This window comes from Lentzea terrae (assembly GCF_003265345.1).
Taxonomy (GTDB): Bacteria; Actinomycetota; Actinomycetes; order Mycobacteriales; family Pseudonocardiaceae; genus Lentzea; species Lentzea terrae.
In genome coordinates this window covers 1321-16002 of sequence record NZ_QFWW01000013.1, presented here as the reverse complement: position 1 = coordinate 16002, position 14682 = coordinate 1321, and the positions used below count along the sequence as shown (strand labels likewise).

Here is a 14682-nt window from a genome sequence, read left to right as displayed (position 1 = left end):
GTCACTGGTGTTGATTTGAAGTCCATCGATGCAAGGGGTGTGCGGTGAACGGGTTGCCGGTGGTCGTGGTGGGAGCTGGACCTGCGGGTTTGGCCGCGGCGGCGCACTTGGTCGAACGAGGGGTGCGACCGATTGTGCTGGAAGCCGGTGACCGGGCAGGGGCCGCCGTGTCGCAGTGGAACCACGTGCGCTTGTTCTCGCGGTGGAGCGAGCTCGTGGATCCGGCGGCGGCCCGCCTGCTCGAACCGACCGGCTGGGTGCGGCCGGACGGCGACGGTTACCCGACCGGTGCCGAGTGGGCGGACCGCTACCTCGTGCCGCTCGCTGCCGCCCTGGGCGACCGGGTTCGGTTCGGTGCGCGGGTGGTCGGTGTCGCGCGGCGCGGCCGGGACCGGATCGTCGACTCCGGGCGTGCCGACGAGCCGTTGACGGTGCACGTGCAGACGGCAGGCGGCGAGGAGCGGATCACGGCCCGTGCGGTGGTCGACGCTTCTGGCACGTGGGGTTCGCCGAACCCGCTCGGTGGCGATGGGCTGGCCGCGGCGGGGGAGAAGGCGGCGGCGTCGCAGATCACTTACCGGGTTCCAGACGTCGGGACCGAGCATGACAGGTACGCGGGCAAGCGGATCGTGGTCGCAGGCAGCGGGCACTCGGCGCTCACCGCGCTGGTCGCGCTGGCGGACCTCGCCGAGCAGGAGCCCGGCACGAAGATCGTGTGGCTGCTGCGGCGCGGTGCCGTGGGCAACGTCTTCGGTGGCGGCGAGGCCGACCAACTGCCCGCCCGCGGCGCGCTCGGGCTGCGGGCTCAGCAGGCGGCCGAAGCCGGGCACATCGAGACGGTCACCGGCTTCCGCACCGCCGCGGTTGAACGCGGCCCCGACGGCACGCTCGCGCTGGAGTCGTTCGACGGCCACCGCATCGAGGGCGTCGACGAAGTCGTTGTGCTGACGGGGTTCCGGCCGGATCTGTCGTGGCTGTCGGAGATCCGGCTCGACCTGGACCCGGTGTTGCAGGCGCCGGTGAAGCTCGCGCCGTTGATCGACCCGAACGTCCACTCGTGCGGCACGGTTTACCCGCACGGTGAAAGCGAGTTGCGGCATCCCGAGCCGGGCGTTTACCTGGTGGGCATGAAGAGCTACGGCCGCGCGCCGACGTTCCTCGCGCTCACCGGCTACGAACAGGTCCGGTCGGTCGTCGCGGCGATCGCGGGCGACCTCGAGTCAGCCGGGCGGGTGGAGCTGGTGCTGCCGGAGACCGGTGTGTGCGGTGGCGCCGGTGTGTTCGACGCTCCCGAGGAGCAGAAGAACGGTGGCGGCTGCTGCGGCGCACCCGAGACGGTCGACGTGACGATCGGCCTCGCACCCAGTGCACGCTGACACAACGACGCAGCCCGGCACCACTGCCGGGCTGCGCCGCGTGCTGATCGTCCTGTGCACCACCGAGATCATCAGCTGGGGCGTGCTCTACTACGCCTTCCCCGTGCTGCTGCCGACCATCAGCACGCGGACGGGCTGGTCGCTCGCGGCGATCACGGCGGGGTTCTCCGCGAGCCAGATCGTCGCGGGCCTGGTGGGGATTCCGGTGGGCAAGCTGCTCGACCGGCACGGCCCGCGCGCCATCATGACCACCGGCTCGATCCTGGCCGTGCTTGCGCTCGTCGCGTTGGCGAGCGCAAGCTCGCTGGCTTGGTTCATCGCGGCCTGGCTGTTGGCCGGTGTCGCGATGGCCGGGGTCTTCTACGCGCCCGCGTTCGCCGCGCTGACCCGCTGGTACGGGCCGCGCCGGGTGTCCGCGCTGACCGCGCTCACGTTGGTTGCCGGGCTGGCCAGCACCGTGTTCGCGCCGCTGACCGCCGTGCTCAACGACCAGGTGGACTGGCGCGACACGTACCTGTTGCTAGCCGGATTCCTCGCTGTCACGACGATTCCGCTGCACCTGTGGGGCTTGCGGTTGCCGTGGCCGGCGATCGAGCACGAGGCCGCGCGTGCTCCGTCGGCGGTGGCGCGCAGCAGACCGTTCCTGGTGCTCGTGGTCGCGATGAGCCTGGCCTCGTTCAGCGTGTACGCCGTCGTGATCAACCTCGTGCCGCTGCTGACCGAACGCGGCATGACGACCTCGGCCGCAGCCATCGCGCTCGGCCTGGGCGGCGTCGGCCAGGTGCTCGGCCGGCTCGGCTACGCCAGGTTGGCCGCGAGGACGTCGGTGCGCCTGCGGACCCTGTTGATCCTGCTGCTCAGCGCTGTCGTCACCATCCTGCTCGGCGTGGTGCCCGGCCCGGCCCTGCTGCTGATCGCAGGCTCTGTGCTCGCCGGAGTCATACGCGGGATCTTCACGCTGGTGCAGGCGACTGCGATCACCGATCGATGGGGCGCTGTCCACTACGGACAACTCAACGGTCTGTTGATCGCGCCGGTCATGTTCACCGCCGCCATCGCACCGTGGGCGGGCAGCGCGTTGGCGGCCTGGCTCGGTGGCTTTCCGGCTGTGTTCGTCGTGCTAGGGCTGGTCGGGGTCATGGCGGCCGTGTTGTCGACCGCTAGCGTGCCGCAGGTGGAGGTGGCTCGTGCTGAGGTCTGACGTCGTGGTGGTCGGTGGCGGCCAGGCGGGGCTGGCTGCTGCGTTCTATCTGCGCCGAGCCGGGATCGATCACGTGGTCCTCGATGCGCAACCTGTGCCGGGTGGGGCGTGGCCGCACGCGTGGAACTCGTTGCGGTTGTTCTCCGTTGCGCGCCACAGTTCGTTGCCTGGCTGGCCGATGCCGTCCTTTTCGGACGGATACCCGACCGCGCAGCACGTCGTCGACTACCTCGCCGCCTACGAGAAGCGCTACGACATCCCCGTTCAGCGCCCGGTCCAGGTCACCTCAGTCCACCGCGGCGAGAACAGGCTGTTGGTGCACACCGATTCCGGGACCTGGTCGGCCAGGCACGTGATCAGCGCGACCGGTACGTGGTGGCGGCCGTTCCGCCCGCTGCTGGACCTGCCCGGCCGTCAGCTGCACACCGTCGACTACCGCGATCCGCTCGAGTTCGCGGGACAGAAGGTAGTCGTGGTCGGTGGCGGCAACTCCGGTGCCCAGATCGCCGCCGACCTCGTGCCGCACGCTGACCTGACCTGGATGACCCGCCGGGCACCGCGGTACATGCCCGATGAGATCGATGGCAAAGCCTTGTTCGACATCGCCACCCGGCGTGGCAGCGTCGGCGAACTTGGTGACATCGTGGCGGTTCCAGCCGTTCGCGAGGCACGTGACCGCGGATTGCTCGTCGCCACCTCCATGGACGTGGACGCGTTGGCTCGTGCCGACGCCGTGGTGTGGTGCACCGGATTCCGGCCCGTCCTCAGTCATCTCGCCCCGCTGCGCCTGCGCGACGCCGAAGGACGTGTCCCGGTCACCGGCACGTCGGCGGCCGACGAGCCGCGCCTGCATCTGCTCGGCTACGGGAGTTGGACGGGACCTGCGTCCGCGACTCTCATCGGAGTGGGACCGACGGCGAAGGCGGCGGTCGCGAGGATCTCCGCCAGTGTGGGCTGAGGTTCAGGCCGTGACCGGGCGGGCCACGCTGCTCAGCACCGCCGCCATCCGATCGGTCGTCTCCGGCCGCGCGCGGTAGTACACCCAGGTGCCCCGGCGCTCGGAGTCGACCAGGCCGGCCTGCCGCAGCAGCTTGAGGTGGTGCGAGATGGTCGGCTGGGACAGCTCGAACGCGGGGGTCAGCTCGCAGACGCAGACCTCGCCGTCCGGGCGTGAGGCGATCATCGACAGCAGTCGCAGGCGCACCGGATCGCCGAGCGCCTTGAACATCGTCGACAGCTCTGCCGCCTGTTGTGCGGCGAGCGGCTCCTCTGACAGCGGCTCGCAGCAGCCCGCGTCTTGCTTCGACATATTTCAATATTGACGGCGCTTCCCGTTCTGCGCAACACTGCATAGACAAACTTCGATACAGCCTGGAGGTGTGCCACCCATGAGTGAGCAGACTGAGCTGCGCGAGACCGTCCGTGCCCGCTACGCCGCAGCCGCGACCGCCGTCGTCAACGGGGGAGGCGGGTGCTGCGGACCTGAGGCCGTGGAGGTCGATGAGAGCTTCGGCGCCACGCTCTACCCGGCGGCTCAGCGCGACGAGCTGCCTGCTGAGGCGGTCGCCGCATCACTGGGGTGTGGCAACCCCATCGCCGTCGCCGAGCTCCGCGAGGGCGAGAGAGTGCTGGACCTGGGCTCCGGAGGCGGCATCGACGTACTGCTCTCCGCGCGCCGTGTCGGTCCGACCGGCAAGGCCTACGGCCTGGACATGACCGACGAGATGCTCGCGCTCGCCCTGTCCAACATGGACAAGGCGGGCGCCACCAACGTCGAGTTCCTCAAGGGCAACATCGAAGCCATTCCGTTGCCCGGCAACACCATCGACGTCGTGATCTCCAACTGCGTCATCAACCTGTCGGTCGACAAGCCCGCCGTGTTCGCCGAAACCTTCCGCGTGCTGCGTCCCGGCGGCCGCATCGGCGTCTCCGACGTCGTGGCCGACGACGCCCTCACCCCGGCGGAACGGGCCGAGCGCGGTTCTCACGTCAGCTGCATCGCCGGCGCGCTCACGTTCGCCGAGTACCGCGACGGCCTGCAGGCCGCGGGGTTCACCGCCATCGAGATCACCCCGACCCAGCAGGTCGCCGACGGCATGCACTCGGCGATCGTGCGCGCCACCAAGCCTCAGAACTGACCGTCGAGCAGCTCCGCGACGAGCCCACGGACACGACGGTCGATGTCGTCGCGGATCGGGCGGACCGCGTCCACGCCCTGCCCGGCGGGGTCGTCGAGCTGCCAGTCGAGGTACCGCTTGCCGGGAAACACGGGGCACGTGTCGCCACAGCCCATGGTGATCACGACGTCGGAGGCTTCGACATCCTCGGTGGTGAGCTTGGACGGCACCTCGGCGGTGATGTCCAAACCCCACTCGGCGAGTGCCTCTGCGGCGGCCGGGTTCACCTTCTCCGCAGGTGCCGAGCCCGCCGAGCGCACCGAGATGCGGCCCATCCCGTAGTGCTGCAGCAGTGCGGCGGCCATCTGCGAACGGCCTGCGTTGTGGATGCAGACGAACAGCACCTCGGGCGTAGCGGTCACGACTGCTCCTTCAGTTGGGGGAGTACGACGTCTTCGGCGTTGGTGCCGGGGTTCGGGTAGAGCACGCGCAGCACGGCGATGGCGAGGGCTCCGCCGACGAGCTGGGCGGCGATGAACGCGGGCACTGACGAGGGGGCGATGCCCGCGAACGTGTCGCTGAACATGCGGCCGATGGTGATGGCCGGGTTGGCGAAACTGGTGGAGCTGGTGAAGAAGTACGCCGCACCGATGTAGGCGCCCACCGCGGCGGGAGCCCGCTCGCCACGCCCGGACCGCACCAACGAGAAGATCACCAGCAGCAGGCCGACGGTCGCCACCACCTCCGACACGCCGTGCGCGACGGTCGCCCGCTCGGTCGTGCTGATGCTGACCGCGGGAGCTTCGAACATGACGTTCGCGAGCACCGCGCCGACGACGCACCCGATCACCTGAGCCGGCACATAAGTCAAGGCCTCGCGCCACGTCAGCCCGCCGAACGCGGCGTCGGCCAGCGACACCACCGGGTTGAAGTGGGCGCCGCTGATCGGGCCGAAGATCAGGATGATCGCGTACAGGCCGACGGCCGTCGCGGCCGCGTTCTCCAGCAGTTGCAGGCCGACATCACCCGGAGACAGGCGCTGGGCGGCGATGCCCGAACCGATCACCAGCGTGGCCAGCAGCATGCTGCCGAGGAACTCGGCGGCCAACCTGCGGGTCATCAACACTCCTCAATGGACAGAACTACTGGGCGGGAACGCCGAGCTCGTCGAGCAGGCCGCGGACCCGGCGCTCGATCTCGTCGCGGACCGGGCGAACGTCCTCGACCGTCTTGCCCGCCGGATCGTCGAGCGTCCAGTCCAGGTAGCGCTTGCCGGGGAACACCGGGCACGCGTCACCGCAGCCCATCGTGATCACCACATCGGCGGCCCGGACGATCTCGTCGGTCCACGGCTTGGGGAACTCGCCGGAGATGTCGATGTGACGTTCGGCCATCGCCGCGATCGCGGACGGGTTGATCTCATAGCCGGGCTCGGACCCGCCGGACCACGCGACGGCGCGGTCACCGGCGAGGTGCTGGAAGAACCCGAGCGCCATCTGGGAGCGCCCGGCGTTGTGCACGCACAGGAACAGCACGGTGGGCTTGCCGTCGTGAGCGTGCCCCTCGACCCGAGCGAGCGCGTGGAGGCGTTGGCGGGCAAAGCGTTCTGCCAGCAGGGGCAGGAAGTTCGGGACGGTGCTGTGCGAGGCGAACTGGTCGTAGCTGCCGTGCAGGAAACGCTCGATGGTCTCCTGTCCGAAGATTCCGTCGAACTCGCGCTGCAGCCGGGTGGCGGCGGTCGTCAGGGCGAGATGCTGGTCGATGCTCAGATGACGGCGGTCGTAGGTCTCAGTCATCGCTCTCTCCAGTGTGGTGAACAGCTGGCGCCAACCGGTCGACCCGGTCGGCGAGATCACGTAGAGCGGAGTCGAAGGCGTCGCCGGTGCCGATGCGCGACGGGTCGGGAACTGACCAGTGCAGCCGGTCGTCGTGGCTGTCGAGTGCTTCGTGAGCGTTGTCGCACACGGCGACGACGAGGTCGTCGGGCCGCAGCACGTCGCTGACGTGCGCGGTGTGCGCCTTGGCCAGCGACAAGCCGTGCTCACGGGCCACGGCGACGGCCAGTGGATGCACGCGCCGGGCGGGCTCGGTGCCGGCCGAAGCCGCGGGCACCGAACTGCGACGCTTCCACAGCGCGGTGGCGAGCTGGGAACGCGCGGAGTTGTGGGTGCAGACGAACACCACCCGCGCGGCCCGCAGCGACCCCATCGGCGCCAGGCCGGTCAGCGCGTCAGGCCGCAGGCGCAGGTAGACGCGGCGGTGATCTCCCTCGGAGCGAGAGCGTTCCAGCACGCCCGCCTGGTCGAGCAGCTTCACGTGGTGCGCCAGCAGATTGCTCGGCAGGCCCAGCTCCCGGCCGATCTCGCCGGACGAGGCGTCGCCGAGCAGCAACCGGTCCACGATCGCCAGCCGCGCGGGCTCGCCGAGCGCGGCGTGCAGCCGTGCCCGCGCAACCAGGGAGGAAGACCACTCAACGTTCATTGACTCAATGTTCGTTGACTAATATGGCCGGTGTCAAGCGAGTGACCTTGGACGGAGGGAATCGCCCGCCTCGTGCCGCGCAAGGTCGCCTCGGTCCGCATCGTGCCGGACCGTCCGGCGCTCGAAGATCACCCGCGTCTCGGGCTCACAAACCATGATCCACAACGGAGGAACGAAGAATGAAGATGAGTACGCGAAATGCAAAAAAGCAGGTAGAGATGAATCTCTACCTGCTTCTCTGGAGTACGCCGCCAGGGACTCGAACCCCGGACCCGCTGATTAAGAGTCAGCTGCTCTAACCAACTGAGCTAGCGGCGCTTGTTTGTGTGCCGGAGCCTTGCTCGTTCCGACGTAAGAACGTTAGCACAGGGCATCCAACGGGTTTTCATGCGGGGTCACCGTCCCGTGAGAACCCCGTGTGGATGAGCCACTGCGCGGCCGCGTAGGTGGGCATCACGCCGGCCGAAGCCACCCGCGCCGCCCGTCCGCAGAGGACGAACCGGCTGGCCCCGAGCAACGCGTCCGACACCGCGAACAGCGCCGCACCACCGAAAACCCGCCGCGCACCGGCACCACGTGCGGTGGAAGCAGCAGCCACCATGGTGCCGAGTGTCAGGGCGTACAGGCCCACCGGCTTTCCCATCGAGGGTCCCGCCGCACGAGCGAACGCGAAGGCCCCGGTCGCTGAAGCCGCGACGATCGGCACGACCAGCCGGCGCGAGCCAGGTGTCGACCGCCGTGCCATCGCCGCCGTGTAACCGACGTGGGCCACGAGGAAGCTGAACAGGCCGGTGCGGAACGCGCGGTCCGAGTCGCCGAGCAGAGCCACGTCGCCCGCCCACGACCCGGCGAGGCCGACCGCCATGCCGGGATCGCGCGGCGGCGAAGCCACTGCCAGCACGGGCATCAACGCCGACTTGGTCACGGCGCGCGCGGCGTGCGCGCTGGGAAGGGCTGCCGCGATCGAGTCCACGATCGCGGTAGCCGCGTACGCCCGCTTCTTCATCACGCCGCCGCCCCGGTGGCCGCGAGGGCCGGCGAGAAGTCGTAGTCCTCCAACGGGAAACGGCCGGCGGCCCGGTGCGCGCTGATCGTCGACGTCGGCCGCAGCAGGGTGGCTTCACCGTGCTGGTTGAAGTAGTAGCTGTGCGCGGTGGCGCACTGGCCGAGCGAGAACACCGAGTTCTGCGTGACCTTCGTGCGCATCCGGTGCAGGAACTGGTCGTTGGCCCGCTGGGTGACCTCGAAGACGGCTGCGCCACGTGCGTGCATCGCGGTGAACAACCGCCGCATGTGCGTCATCTGGCACTCGATCGTCGTGAAGTACGACAGCCCGCTGTAGGAGTAGGGGCTGTTGAGCGACAGGTAGTTCGGGAAGCCCGGCACGGTCACGCCTTCGTAGGCCTGGAACCGGTTCTTTCGCCACCACGCGCCGAGGTCCCTGCCGTCGCGACCGATCACCTCGAACGCCGGGAAGTTGGTGTCCCAGAGGTTGAATCCCGTTGCCAGCACGAGCACGTCGATCTCGGTGCGGCCATCGGCTGTGACGACACCGGAAGCGTCGATCCGGGCGATGGTCGACGTGTCGAGGCGCACGTGCGGCTTGGTGAACGTGCGGAAGTAGTCGTTGGAGAACGTGGGCCGCTTGCAGCCGAACGAGTAGTCCGGCGTGAGCTTGCGGCGCAGCTCCGGGTCGCGGACCTGGCGGTGCAGGTGCGCCCGGCACCACCGCTCGGCCAGCCGGTTCGCGACGCGCAGCTGCTTGTAGTGCACCACGCCCGAGATCATCATCAGCTCCAGGATCGAGCTGCCCAGCCACCGCACGGCCCGTTGCACGAGCGGCAGCCGCGCGAACAACGTCCGCAGCACTTGCGGGATCGGGTAGTCGGGCTTGGGGCTGACCCAGATCGGCGTGCGCTGGAAGACGGTCAAAGCCGAGGCTTCCCGAGCCAGTTCGGGAATCAGCTGCACCGCGGTGGCACCCGTGCCGATGACCGCGACCCGCTTGCCGGTCAGGTCCGTCGGTTCCCACGCGGCGGTGTGGACCACCTTGCCCTGGAACGACTCGATGCCCGCGATGTCGGGAGTCTTCGGCATGGAGAGGAACCCGGTGGCGGTAACCAGGTAGCGCGCGGTGAACGTCTCGTTGTCGGTGACGACCTCCCAGCGGTCGTCCTGCCAGGACGCGCCGGTCACGACGGTGCCGAAGCGCATGTACTTCCGCAGGTCGTACTTGTCCGCCACGTGCTCGGCGTACCGCTTGAGCTCGTCGCCCGCCGCGAACAGCCGCGACCAGTGCGGGTTCGGCTCGAACGAGTAGGAGTACGTCGAGGACGGGATGTCCACGGCCAGCCCCGGATAGCGGTTCACGTGCCAGGTGCCGCCGAGGTCGTCCTCCCGTTCCAGGATCAGCAGGTCGCGCAGCCCGAGCCGGTTGAGCTCGATCGCCGCACCCATGCCGCCGAATCCGGCACCGACCACGATCGCGTCGTACTGCCTGGTCATCCCGACCTCCTCGCCGAACGGAATCGAGTGTCAGTTCCGGAACCGTATGTCAGTTTTCGGGTGATCACAAGTGTCCGCAGGTCATAGACTTGCGGCATGACGTCCAGTGCCGAACCCGTCAGCCGCGCCGAGCGCAAGAAGCAGGAGTTGCGCCGCGAGATCATCGACGCGGCGTTCGACTGCTTCGCCGAACGCGGCTACCACGCCACCGGGATCGCCGACGTCGCCACGCGGCTCGGCATCGGGCACGGCACGTTCTACCGGTACTTCCAGAACAAGCGGGACATCGTCGACCACGTCGTCGACGACCTGGTCGCCCGCATCACCGGGGCCCTCACGGCGGAGAACGCGCCGGACGCGGTGTCGACGCTCGCCGAGTACCGCGAGCAGTCCGAGCGCATCGGCGAGTCGCTGGCCCGCATCTTCGGCGAGGACCCCCGCGTGCCACGCCTGCTGCTGTTCGAGGCGCCCGGCATCGACCGCGCGATGGCCGAACGGATCCTCGACCTGTTCGACCTGGCCGCCGCGCTGACCGCCGCCTACCTCTCGCACGGCGTCGAGCTGGGTTACCTGCGCGCCGACCTCGACGTCGCCAACACGGCCCGTGCCATCAACGGGATGATCCTCGGTTCGGCGATCACCTCACTGCGCACGCCGGAGGACCAGCGCGCGCTCAGCGAGGCCGTGCGACGCGTGATGTACGACGGGATCGCCGCTAGCTGAGCCACGTCCGTGCGGCGACGACCAGCGCGTCGACGCCCGTGGACAGCGTCGGTTCGATGTCCGGCGCGAACTCGGGGGAGTGGTTCATCGGCGCGGCCCGGCCTGGTTCGCGTGCGCTGAAGTCGATGCCGCCGAAGAACCAGAACACCGTCGGCACTTCGGCGGCCATGCCGAACACGCCGACGTCCTCGCTCGCGTTGACCACCGCGCCGGGGATCAGGCGTTCCTGGCCGAACTGCGCTGTGAAGGCCTCGACCGTCCTGCTGGTCGCGTCGGGATCGGACACCAGCACCGGCGTACCCCCGTGCCAGTCGAACTCCGGCTCGCGCGGCGCCCCGGACGCGGCAGCCTCGGCGCGCACGATCCGTTCGACGGCGGCGCGCAGCAGACCGCGGACGTGCTCGTTGAACGACCGGATGTTGATCCCGAGCTCGGCCGTCTCCGGGATGACGTTCTCCTGGGTACCGGCCTGAATCCGCCCGACCGTGACCACCGCACGCTCGCTGGGCGAGATCTCGCGCGCGACGATGCCCTGCAGCCGCACGACGGCGTGGGCGGCCATCAGCACCGGGTCGACCGTCGTCTCCGGCGCCGACCCGTGGCCACCCCGCCCGAACAACGTGACCGTGACGGAGTCGGACGCCGCCATGAGCGGGCCGCTGCCGTACGCGATCATGCCGGCGGGCAACGGCCCCACGTGCTGCGCCAGCACGATGTCCGGCCGGCCGAACCGCTCGAACAGCCCGTCCTCGACCATGTTCCGCGCGCCGCAGACCAGTTCCTCGGCCGGCTGGAAGACCACGAGCAGCGTGCCGGACCACTCCGCGCGGGTCTGTGCGAGCCGCTCGGCCGCCCCGACTAGGCACGTGGCGTGCATGTCGTGCCCGCACGCGTGCGCCACTCCGGGCCGAGTCGAGGAGTAGGGCAGCCCGGTCGCTTCTTCGACTGGCAACGCGTCGATGTCCGCCCTCAGCAGCACTACCGGCCCGTCGCCATTGCGCAGCACGCCGACCACGCCCGTGCCGCCGACGTTCGTGGTGACGTCGAAACCCAGCGGCCGCAGTGCATCCGCGAGCACTTCGGCTGTGCGGAACTCCTGCAGCGACAGTTCGGGGTGCTGGTGCAGGTCGCGATAGAGCTCGTGCAGATCGGTCATGGGCCGATGATCTCAGTGTCGGGACGTGCGCCGGTGCCGATCCGTGCGACCAGCGCGTCGAGTGCGAGTTCCACCGCGAACTCGTACTCGGCGGCGGCGTCGAACCGGGCGAGGTGCGGTGCGGCGGCTGCGATCGCGGGCAGGCCGCTGTTCGCCAGGACCGCTTGGCGCTGCGCGATTCCGGCGGTGTCGGTGGTGCCGTAGGTCGGGCCGGCGTTGACTTCCCGCAACAGTGAGCCGATGAGGGTCGCGACGAGCGTCCTGAGGAGGTGGACGGCTTCCTCCGCAGGGCAGCCGGCCGCGCGCAGGACGGTCAGGACCGCCTCGATCGGGGCGAGCGCCTCGAACGAGGCCAGCTGCCGGGTCAGCACGAGGGAAGCCGCCTCGGGATGGGCCAGTGCCCGCTCGCGGAAGGCGTAGGCGATCGCCCGCAGATCGGTGGTCAGGTCGCCGGTGCGCTCGGGTAGCGCGATGGACCCCAGGAGGTGTTCGGCCACCGCGTCGAGGAGGCCGTCCTTGCCGTCGACGTGGTGGTAAAGGCTCTTCGCGTCGACCCCGAGGACACGCCCGACCGCGCGCATGCTGACCGCGCTGACGCCCTCCGCGTCGATGACCCGCAGGGTGGCCTGCACGATCGCCTCGCGGGAGAGCTGGCTCTCGCCCTTGGGCGGACGTCCCCTGCGTGTGGTGCTCATGGCGTTCATCGTGCCCCAACGCCTTGTTGAAATCCACGGTGTGGGTATACCGTGCAGTAAACCCACACCGTGGATAAAGCAGGAGCATCCCATGTCCCGCTTCGCCTTGCCGTCCGAAGAAGTCCTGCGCGCACGCGAAAAGCTCGTCCTCGACCACTTTCATGACGAGGTCCGGCAGGACTGGGACGCCACGCTCTCGACGTTCCCACACCCGCACTACGAGCTCATCGCGCAGATGAAGGTTCACGACGGCGACGGTGAAGTCCGCGAGTACTACCACGACACGCGGGTGGCGTTTCCCGACCAGAACCACGAGATCATCGCGTTGCGGCACGCGCACGACGCCGTGATCGTCGAGTTCTGGTTGACGGGCACCCACAACGGCCCGCTCGGCAAGATCCCGCCCACCGGCTCCACGCACCGCACCCGCATGACCGCGTACTTCATCTTCGACGCCGACGAGAACCTGGTCACCGAACGCATCTACTTCGACCAGCTCACCATCCTCAAGCAGCTGCTCGCCGGGCTGGACAAGAAGAAGCCCGCCGACCTGCTCAAGCTCGGCCGCGTCGTCGCCGGCGCGCTCGCCATGGCCGGTGGCGAGCCGGACCCGCGCTTGACCGACACCGGTCAAGCCTGGCCGACCGGCAGGTAGCCGGTCGGCCAGGTCTCAGCGGATGTACTTCGCCGGCTTGGTGGCGAGGTTGAGCAAGTACTCCAGCGGTCCCTTGCTGAAGAAGCGAGACCAGACGAAGGCGAACACCATGGCGCCGAAGATGAACATGAGCACCGGCGTCCAGGACGCCTGGGACTCGGACCCGGCGGTCACGGCCATCCCGGAGGGTTCGCCGGCTCCGGAAGCTCCGGACATCTGGGACGACAGCAGGAAGTGGCCGACGTAGGCGGTCAGGGACATGGTGCCCACGGCGATGATCGGTGCGGCCAGGCGCTGCAGCAGCGGCAGGCGGTCGATGGCCATCATGGCGAGCACGATGACGGTGATCGCGACTCCGATGCAGCCGATGACGTCGAACGGCATTCCGCTGTGCGGCCCCGAGGTCAGCAGCGACCAGGCCGATCCCGTGGTGTTGGGCGGCATCATGTCAGCGGCGGCGCCGAGGTCCTTCGGTCCCTTGCCCATGCCCGAGCCGCCGGGTCCCCTGGCGCTCTGCATCTCCGCGGCTTCCCGGACGCCGTCGATCAGCCGGGACAGCAGCCACGAGGTGCCGTAGGCGAACAGGGCGAGGGCGGGACCGAACACGGCCAGCCGCTTGCGCACGGTGCCGGAGGTCAGGTCCAGCCGGCCCAGCGCCATGCCGCCGACGATGAACGCCATCCAGGGGATCGCCGGGTAGAAGCCGGTGAGCAGGAGGTCCAGCAGTCCCGCGCCGCCGAGTTGGGCCAGTGGGTCGTAGGCCTTGACAGCTGCCCTGGCCGGCTCGGTGATCAGGAGCTTGAGGCCGAAGGCCAGCAGCGGCCCGGCGACGGCGATCCCGGCCGCGATGATCGCGAGCGTCTTGGCGCTCAGCCGCAGCAGTGGCATGGCCAGGAGGAAGAAGAGCCCGTAGGAGGCGAGGATCACCACGTCGCCGTAGAACGTGATCATCACGGTGCCCAGGACGAGCAGGACCGCGGCCCGGATCGCGATCCTGGCCTTCGCCTGCCGTCCGGCCACACCGGTCTTCGGCTCGAGGCGGCCGGCGATCAGCATCAGCGAGAACCCGGCGAGCGTGGCGAACAGGGCCGACGAACGGCCTTCCGTCAGGTGCCGCACCCAGGCACCGACGCCGGTCGCGTTGGTCGCCGAGGGGCCGAGGTGCACGACGTACATGCCGAACACGGCCAGCGCGCGGGCCAGGTCGATCCCGACCAAGCGTCCCATCGAGGGAGCGGGTTCGGTCGCCGGCTGAGGTTGGGGAGGCGATGTCTCCGGCGCAGTCGACGTGTCCTGCGGTGGTGGCATCTGTGTCATACCGCAACTGTTGCGGTGCGGCAGGTGACGGGACCATCCGTCAGGTTGGGGTACGGCCCCCGCCACCCGGCCGGACCTTCCGGGCCGATCGGCTCGGGAGTCCACTGTGGCTGTTCAGGAGCGGTTGATCGTCGGCTGGAGGGTAAGTCCTCAGTGGACATTTGTCCCGCGGCTGCCTCAGCACGAAGCCCGCGTGACAGGCGCCGAGGGAGTGGGGCGCCTGTCACGCGGGCTTCGCTGCGAGTCCCGGTCAGCCTTCGTCGTCGCCGAAGAACTCGTCGGCCATGCTGCTGATCGCCATTCCGCCGAGCACACCGCCCGCGGCGCCGGCCGCACCGGCGGCGAGCATGCCGCCCATGCCCGGCCCGCGCCGTTGACCGTGCTGGTCGTCGTGGTCGTAGCCGCCGCCGTACCCGGGCTGTCCGCCGTAGCCGTGCTGGCCGCCGAACGCCGGGT

General features: G+C 69.4%; 16 protein-coding genes, 1 tRNA gene and 1 pseudogene. 6 read left to right on the top strand and 12 right to left on the bottom strand.

The features are described 5' to 3' along the window. The first annotated feature begins 44 nt into the window (after positions 1 to 44). Genes DI276_RS18675 through DI276_RS18665 form a run of 3 tightly spaced genes read left to right on the top strand, consistent with a single transcriptional unit; the run spans position 45 to position 3535 of the window. Complete coding sequence (locus tag DI276_RS18675) at positions 45 to 1376, top strand: NAD(P)-binding domain-containing protein (RefSeq protein WP_112265078.1); 1332 nt, start codon at positions 45 to 47, stop codon at positions 1374 to 1376. Further along, positions 1366 to 2577 (top strand): MFS transporter, encoded by a 1212-nt coding sequence (locus DI276_RS18670; protein WP_112265076.1) that lies wholly within the window; start codon positions 1366 to 1368, stop codon positions 2575 to 2577. Before DI276_RS18675 ends, DI276_RS18670 begins: the two co-directional genes overlap by 11 nt. Next, the gene (locus DI276_RS18665; RefSeq protein ID WP_112265074.1) at positions 2564 to 3535 is read left to right on the top strand and encodes an ArsO family NAD(P)H-dependent flavin-containing monooxygenase; all 972 of its coding nucleotides are present in this window, start codon (positions 2564 to 2566) and stop codon (positions 3533 to 3535) included. Before DI276_RS18670 ends, DI276_RS18665 begins: the two co-directional genes overlap by 14 nt. Positions 3536 to 3538: 3 nt before the next feature. On the opposite strand, the gene DI276_RS18660 is transcribed toward DI276_RS18665, so the two are convergent. After that, positions 3539 to 3886, bottom strand: a complete 348-nt coding sequence (locus tag DI276_RS18660; protein WP_112265072.1) for an ArsR/SmtB family transcription factor — start codon at positions 3884 to 3886, stop codon at positions 3539 to 3541. A gap of 79 nt (positions 3887 to 3965) precedes the next feature. Here DI276_RS18660 and arsM point away from each other — a divergent pair, with 79 nt between their 5' ends. After that, positions 3966 to 4715, top strand: coding sequence for an arsenite methyltransferase (gene arsM, locus DI276_RS18655; RefSeq protein WP_112265070.1), 750 nt, complete (start codon positions 3966 to 3968; stop codon positions 4713 to 4715). On the opposite strand, the gene DI276_RS18650 is transcribed toward arsM, so the two are convergent. From DI276_RS18650 to DI276_RS18620, 7 genes are all read right to left on the bottom strand, one after another. After that, complete coding sequence (locus DI276_RS18650; protein WP_112265058.1) at positions 4706 to 5116, bottom strand: arsenate-mycothiol transferase ArsC; 411 nt, start codon at positions 5114 to 5116, stop codon at positions 4706 to 4708. The two genes, arsM and DI276_RS18650, sit on opposite strands and share 10 nt — an antisense overlap. Next, entirely contained in the window at positions 5113 to 5814 is a 702-nt protein-coding gene (locus DI276_RS18645) for an MIP/aquaporin family protein (RefSeq protein ID WP_112265721.1), read from the bottom strand. Before DI276_RS18645 ends, DI276_RS18650 begins: the two co-directional genes overlap by 4 nt. Before the next feature lie 22 nt (positions 5815 to 5836). Beyond that, the gene (locus DI276_RS18640; protein WP_112265056.1) at positions 5837 to 6490 is read right to left on the bottom strand and encodes an arsenate reductase ArsC; all 654 of its coding nucleotides are present in this window, start codon (positions 6488 to 6490) and stop codon (positions 5837 to 5839) included. Next, positions 6483 to 7175, bottom strand: coding sequence for an arsenate reductase/protein-tyrosine-phosphatase family protein (locus DI276_RS18635; protein ID WP_112265054.1), 693 nt, complete (start codon positions 7173 to 7175; stop codon positions 6483 to 6485). The genes DI276_RS18640 and DI276_RS18635 overlap by 8 nt, the downstream gene beginning before the upstream one ends. A 244-nt stretch (positions 7176 to 7419) precedes the next feature. Further along, positions 7420 to 7493: transfer RNA gene (locus tag DI276_RS18630), tRNA-Lys, on the bottom strand. A 67-nt stretch (positions 7494 to 7560) separates the two neighbouring features. After that, positions 7561 to 8181, bottom strand: a complete 621-nt coding sequence (locus tag DI276_RS18625; protein WP_112265052.1) for a lysoplasmalogenase — start codon at positions 8179 to 8181, stop codon at positions 7561 to 7563. After that, complete coding sequence (locus tag DI276_RS18620; protein ID WP_112265049.1) at positions 8181 to 9680, bottom strand: flavin-containing monooxygenase; 1500 nt, start codon at positions 9678 to 9680, stop codon at positions 8181 to 8183. The genes DI276_RS18625 and DI276_RS18620 overlap by 1 nt, the downstream gene beginning before the upstream one ends. A gap of 96 nt (positions 9681 to 9776) precedes the next feature. Between DI276_RS18620 and DI276_RS18615 the strand changes: the two genes are divergently transcribed. Next, entirely contained in the window at positions 9777 to 10403 is a 627-nt protein-coding gene (locus tag DI276_RS18615) for a TetR/AcrR family transcriptional regulator (protein ID WP_112265047.1), read from the top strand. Here the strand turns inward: DI276_RS18615 and DI276_RS18610 are convergent. After that, on the bottom strand, positions 10396 to 11559 hold the full coding sequence (locus tag DI276_RS18610) for an amidohydrolase (RefSeq protein ID WP_112265045.1): 1164 nt from the start codon (positions 11557 to 11559) through the stop codon (positions 10396 to 10398). The two genes, DI276_RS18615 and DI276_RS18610, sit on opposite strands and share 8 nt — an antisense overlap. Continuing rightward, positions 11556 to 12254, bottom strand: a complete 699-nt coding sequence (locus DI276_RS18605) for a TetR/AcrR family transcriptional regulator (RefSeq protein WP_232836751.1) — start codon at positions 12252 to 12254, stop codon at positions 11556 to 11558. Before DI276_RS18605 ends, DI276_RS18610 begins: the two co-directional genes overlap by 4 nt. Before the next feature lie 91 nt (positions 12255 to 12345). On the opposite strand from DI276_RS18605, the gene DI276_RS18600 reads away from it, so the two are divergent. Beyond that, positions 12346 to 12909, top strand: a complete 564-nt coding sequence (locus DI276_RS18600) for an ester cyclase (RefSeq protein WP_112265040.1) — start codon at positions 12346 to 12348, stop codon at positions 12907 to 12909. Positions 12910 to 12924: 15 nt separating this feature from the next. Here DI276_RS18600 and DI276_RS18595 read toward each other — a convergent pair whose 3' ends face one another. Both DI276_RS18595 and DI276_RS50990 read right to left on the bottom strand, forming a co-directional pair. Next, positions 12925 to 14136, bottom strand: coding sequence for a heparan-alpha-glucosaminide N-acetyltransferase domain-containing protein (locus tag DI276_RS18595; RefSeq protein ID WP_112265038.1), 1212 nt, complete (start codon positions 14134 to 14136; stop codon positions 12925 to 12927). 340 nt (positions 14137 to 14476) lie between these two features. Then, positions 14477 to 14682, bottom strand: a pseudogene (locus DI276_RS50990) (sporulation protein); the annotation flags it as partial.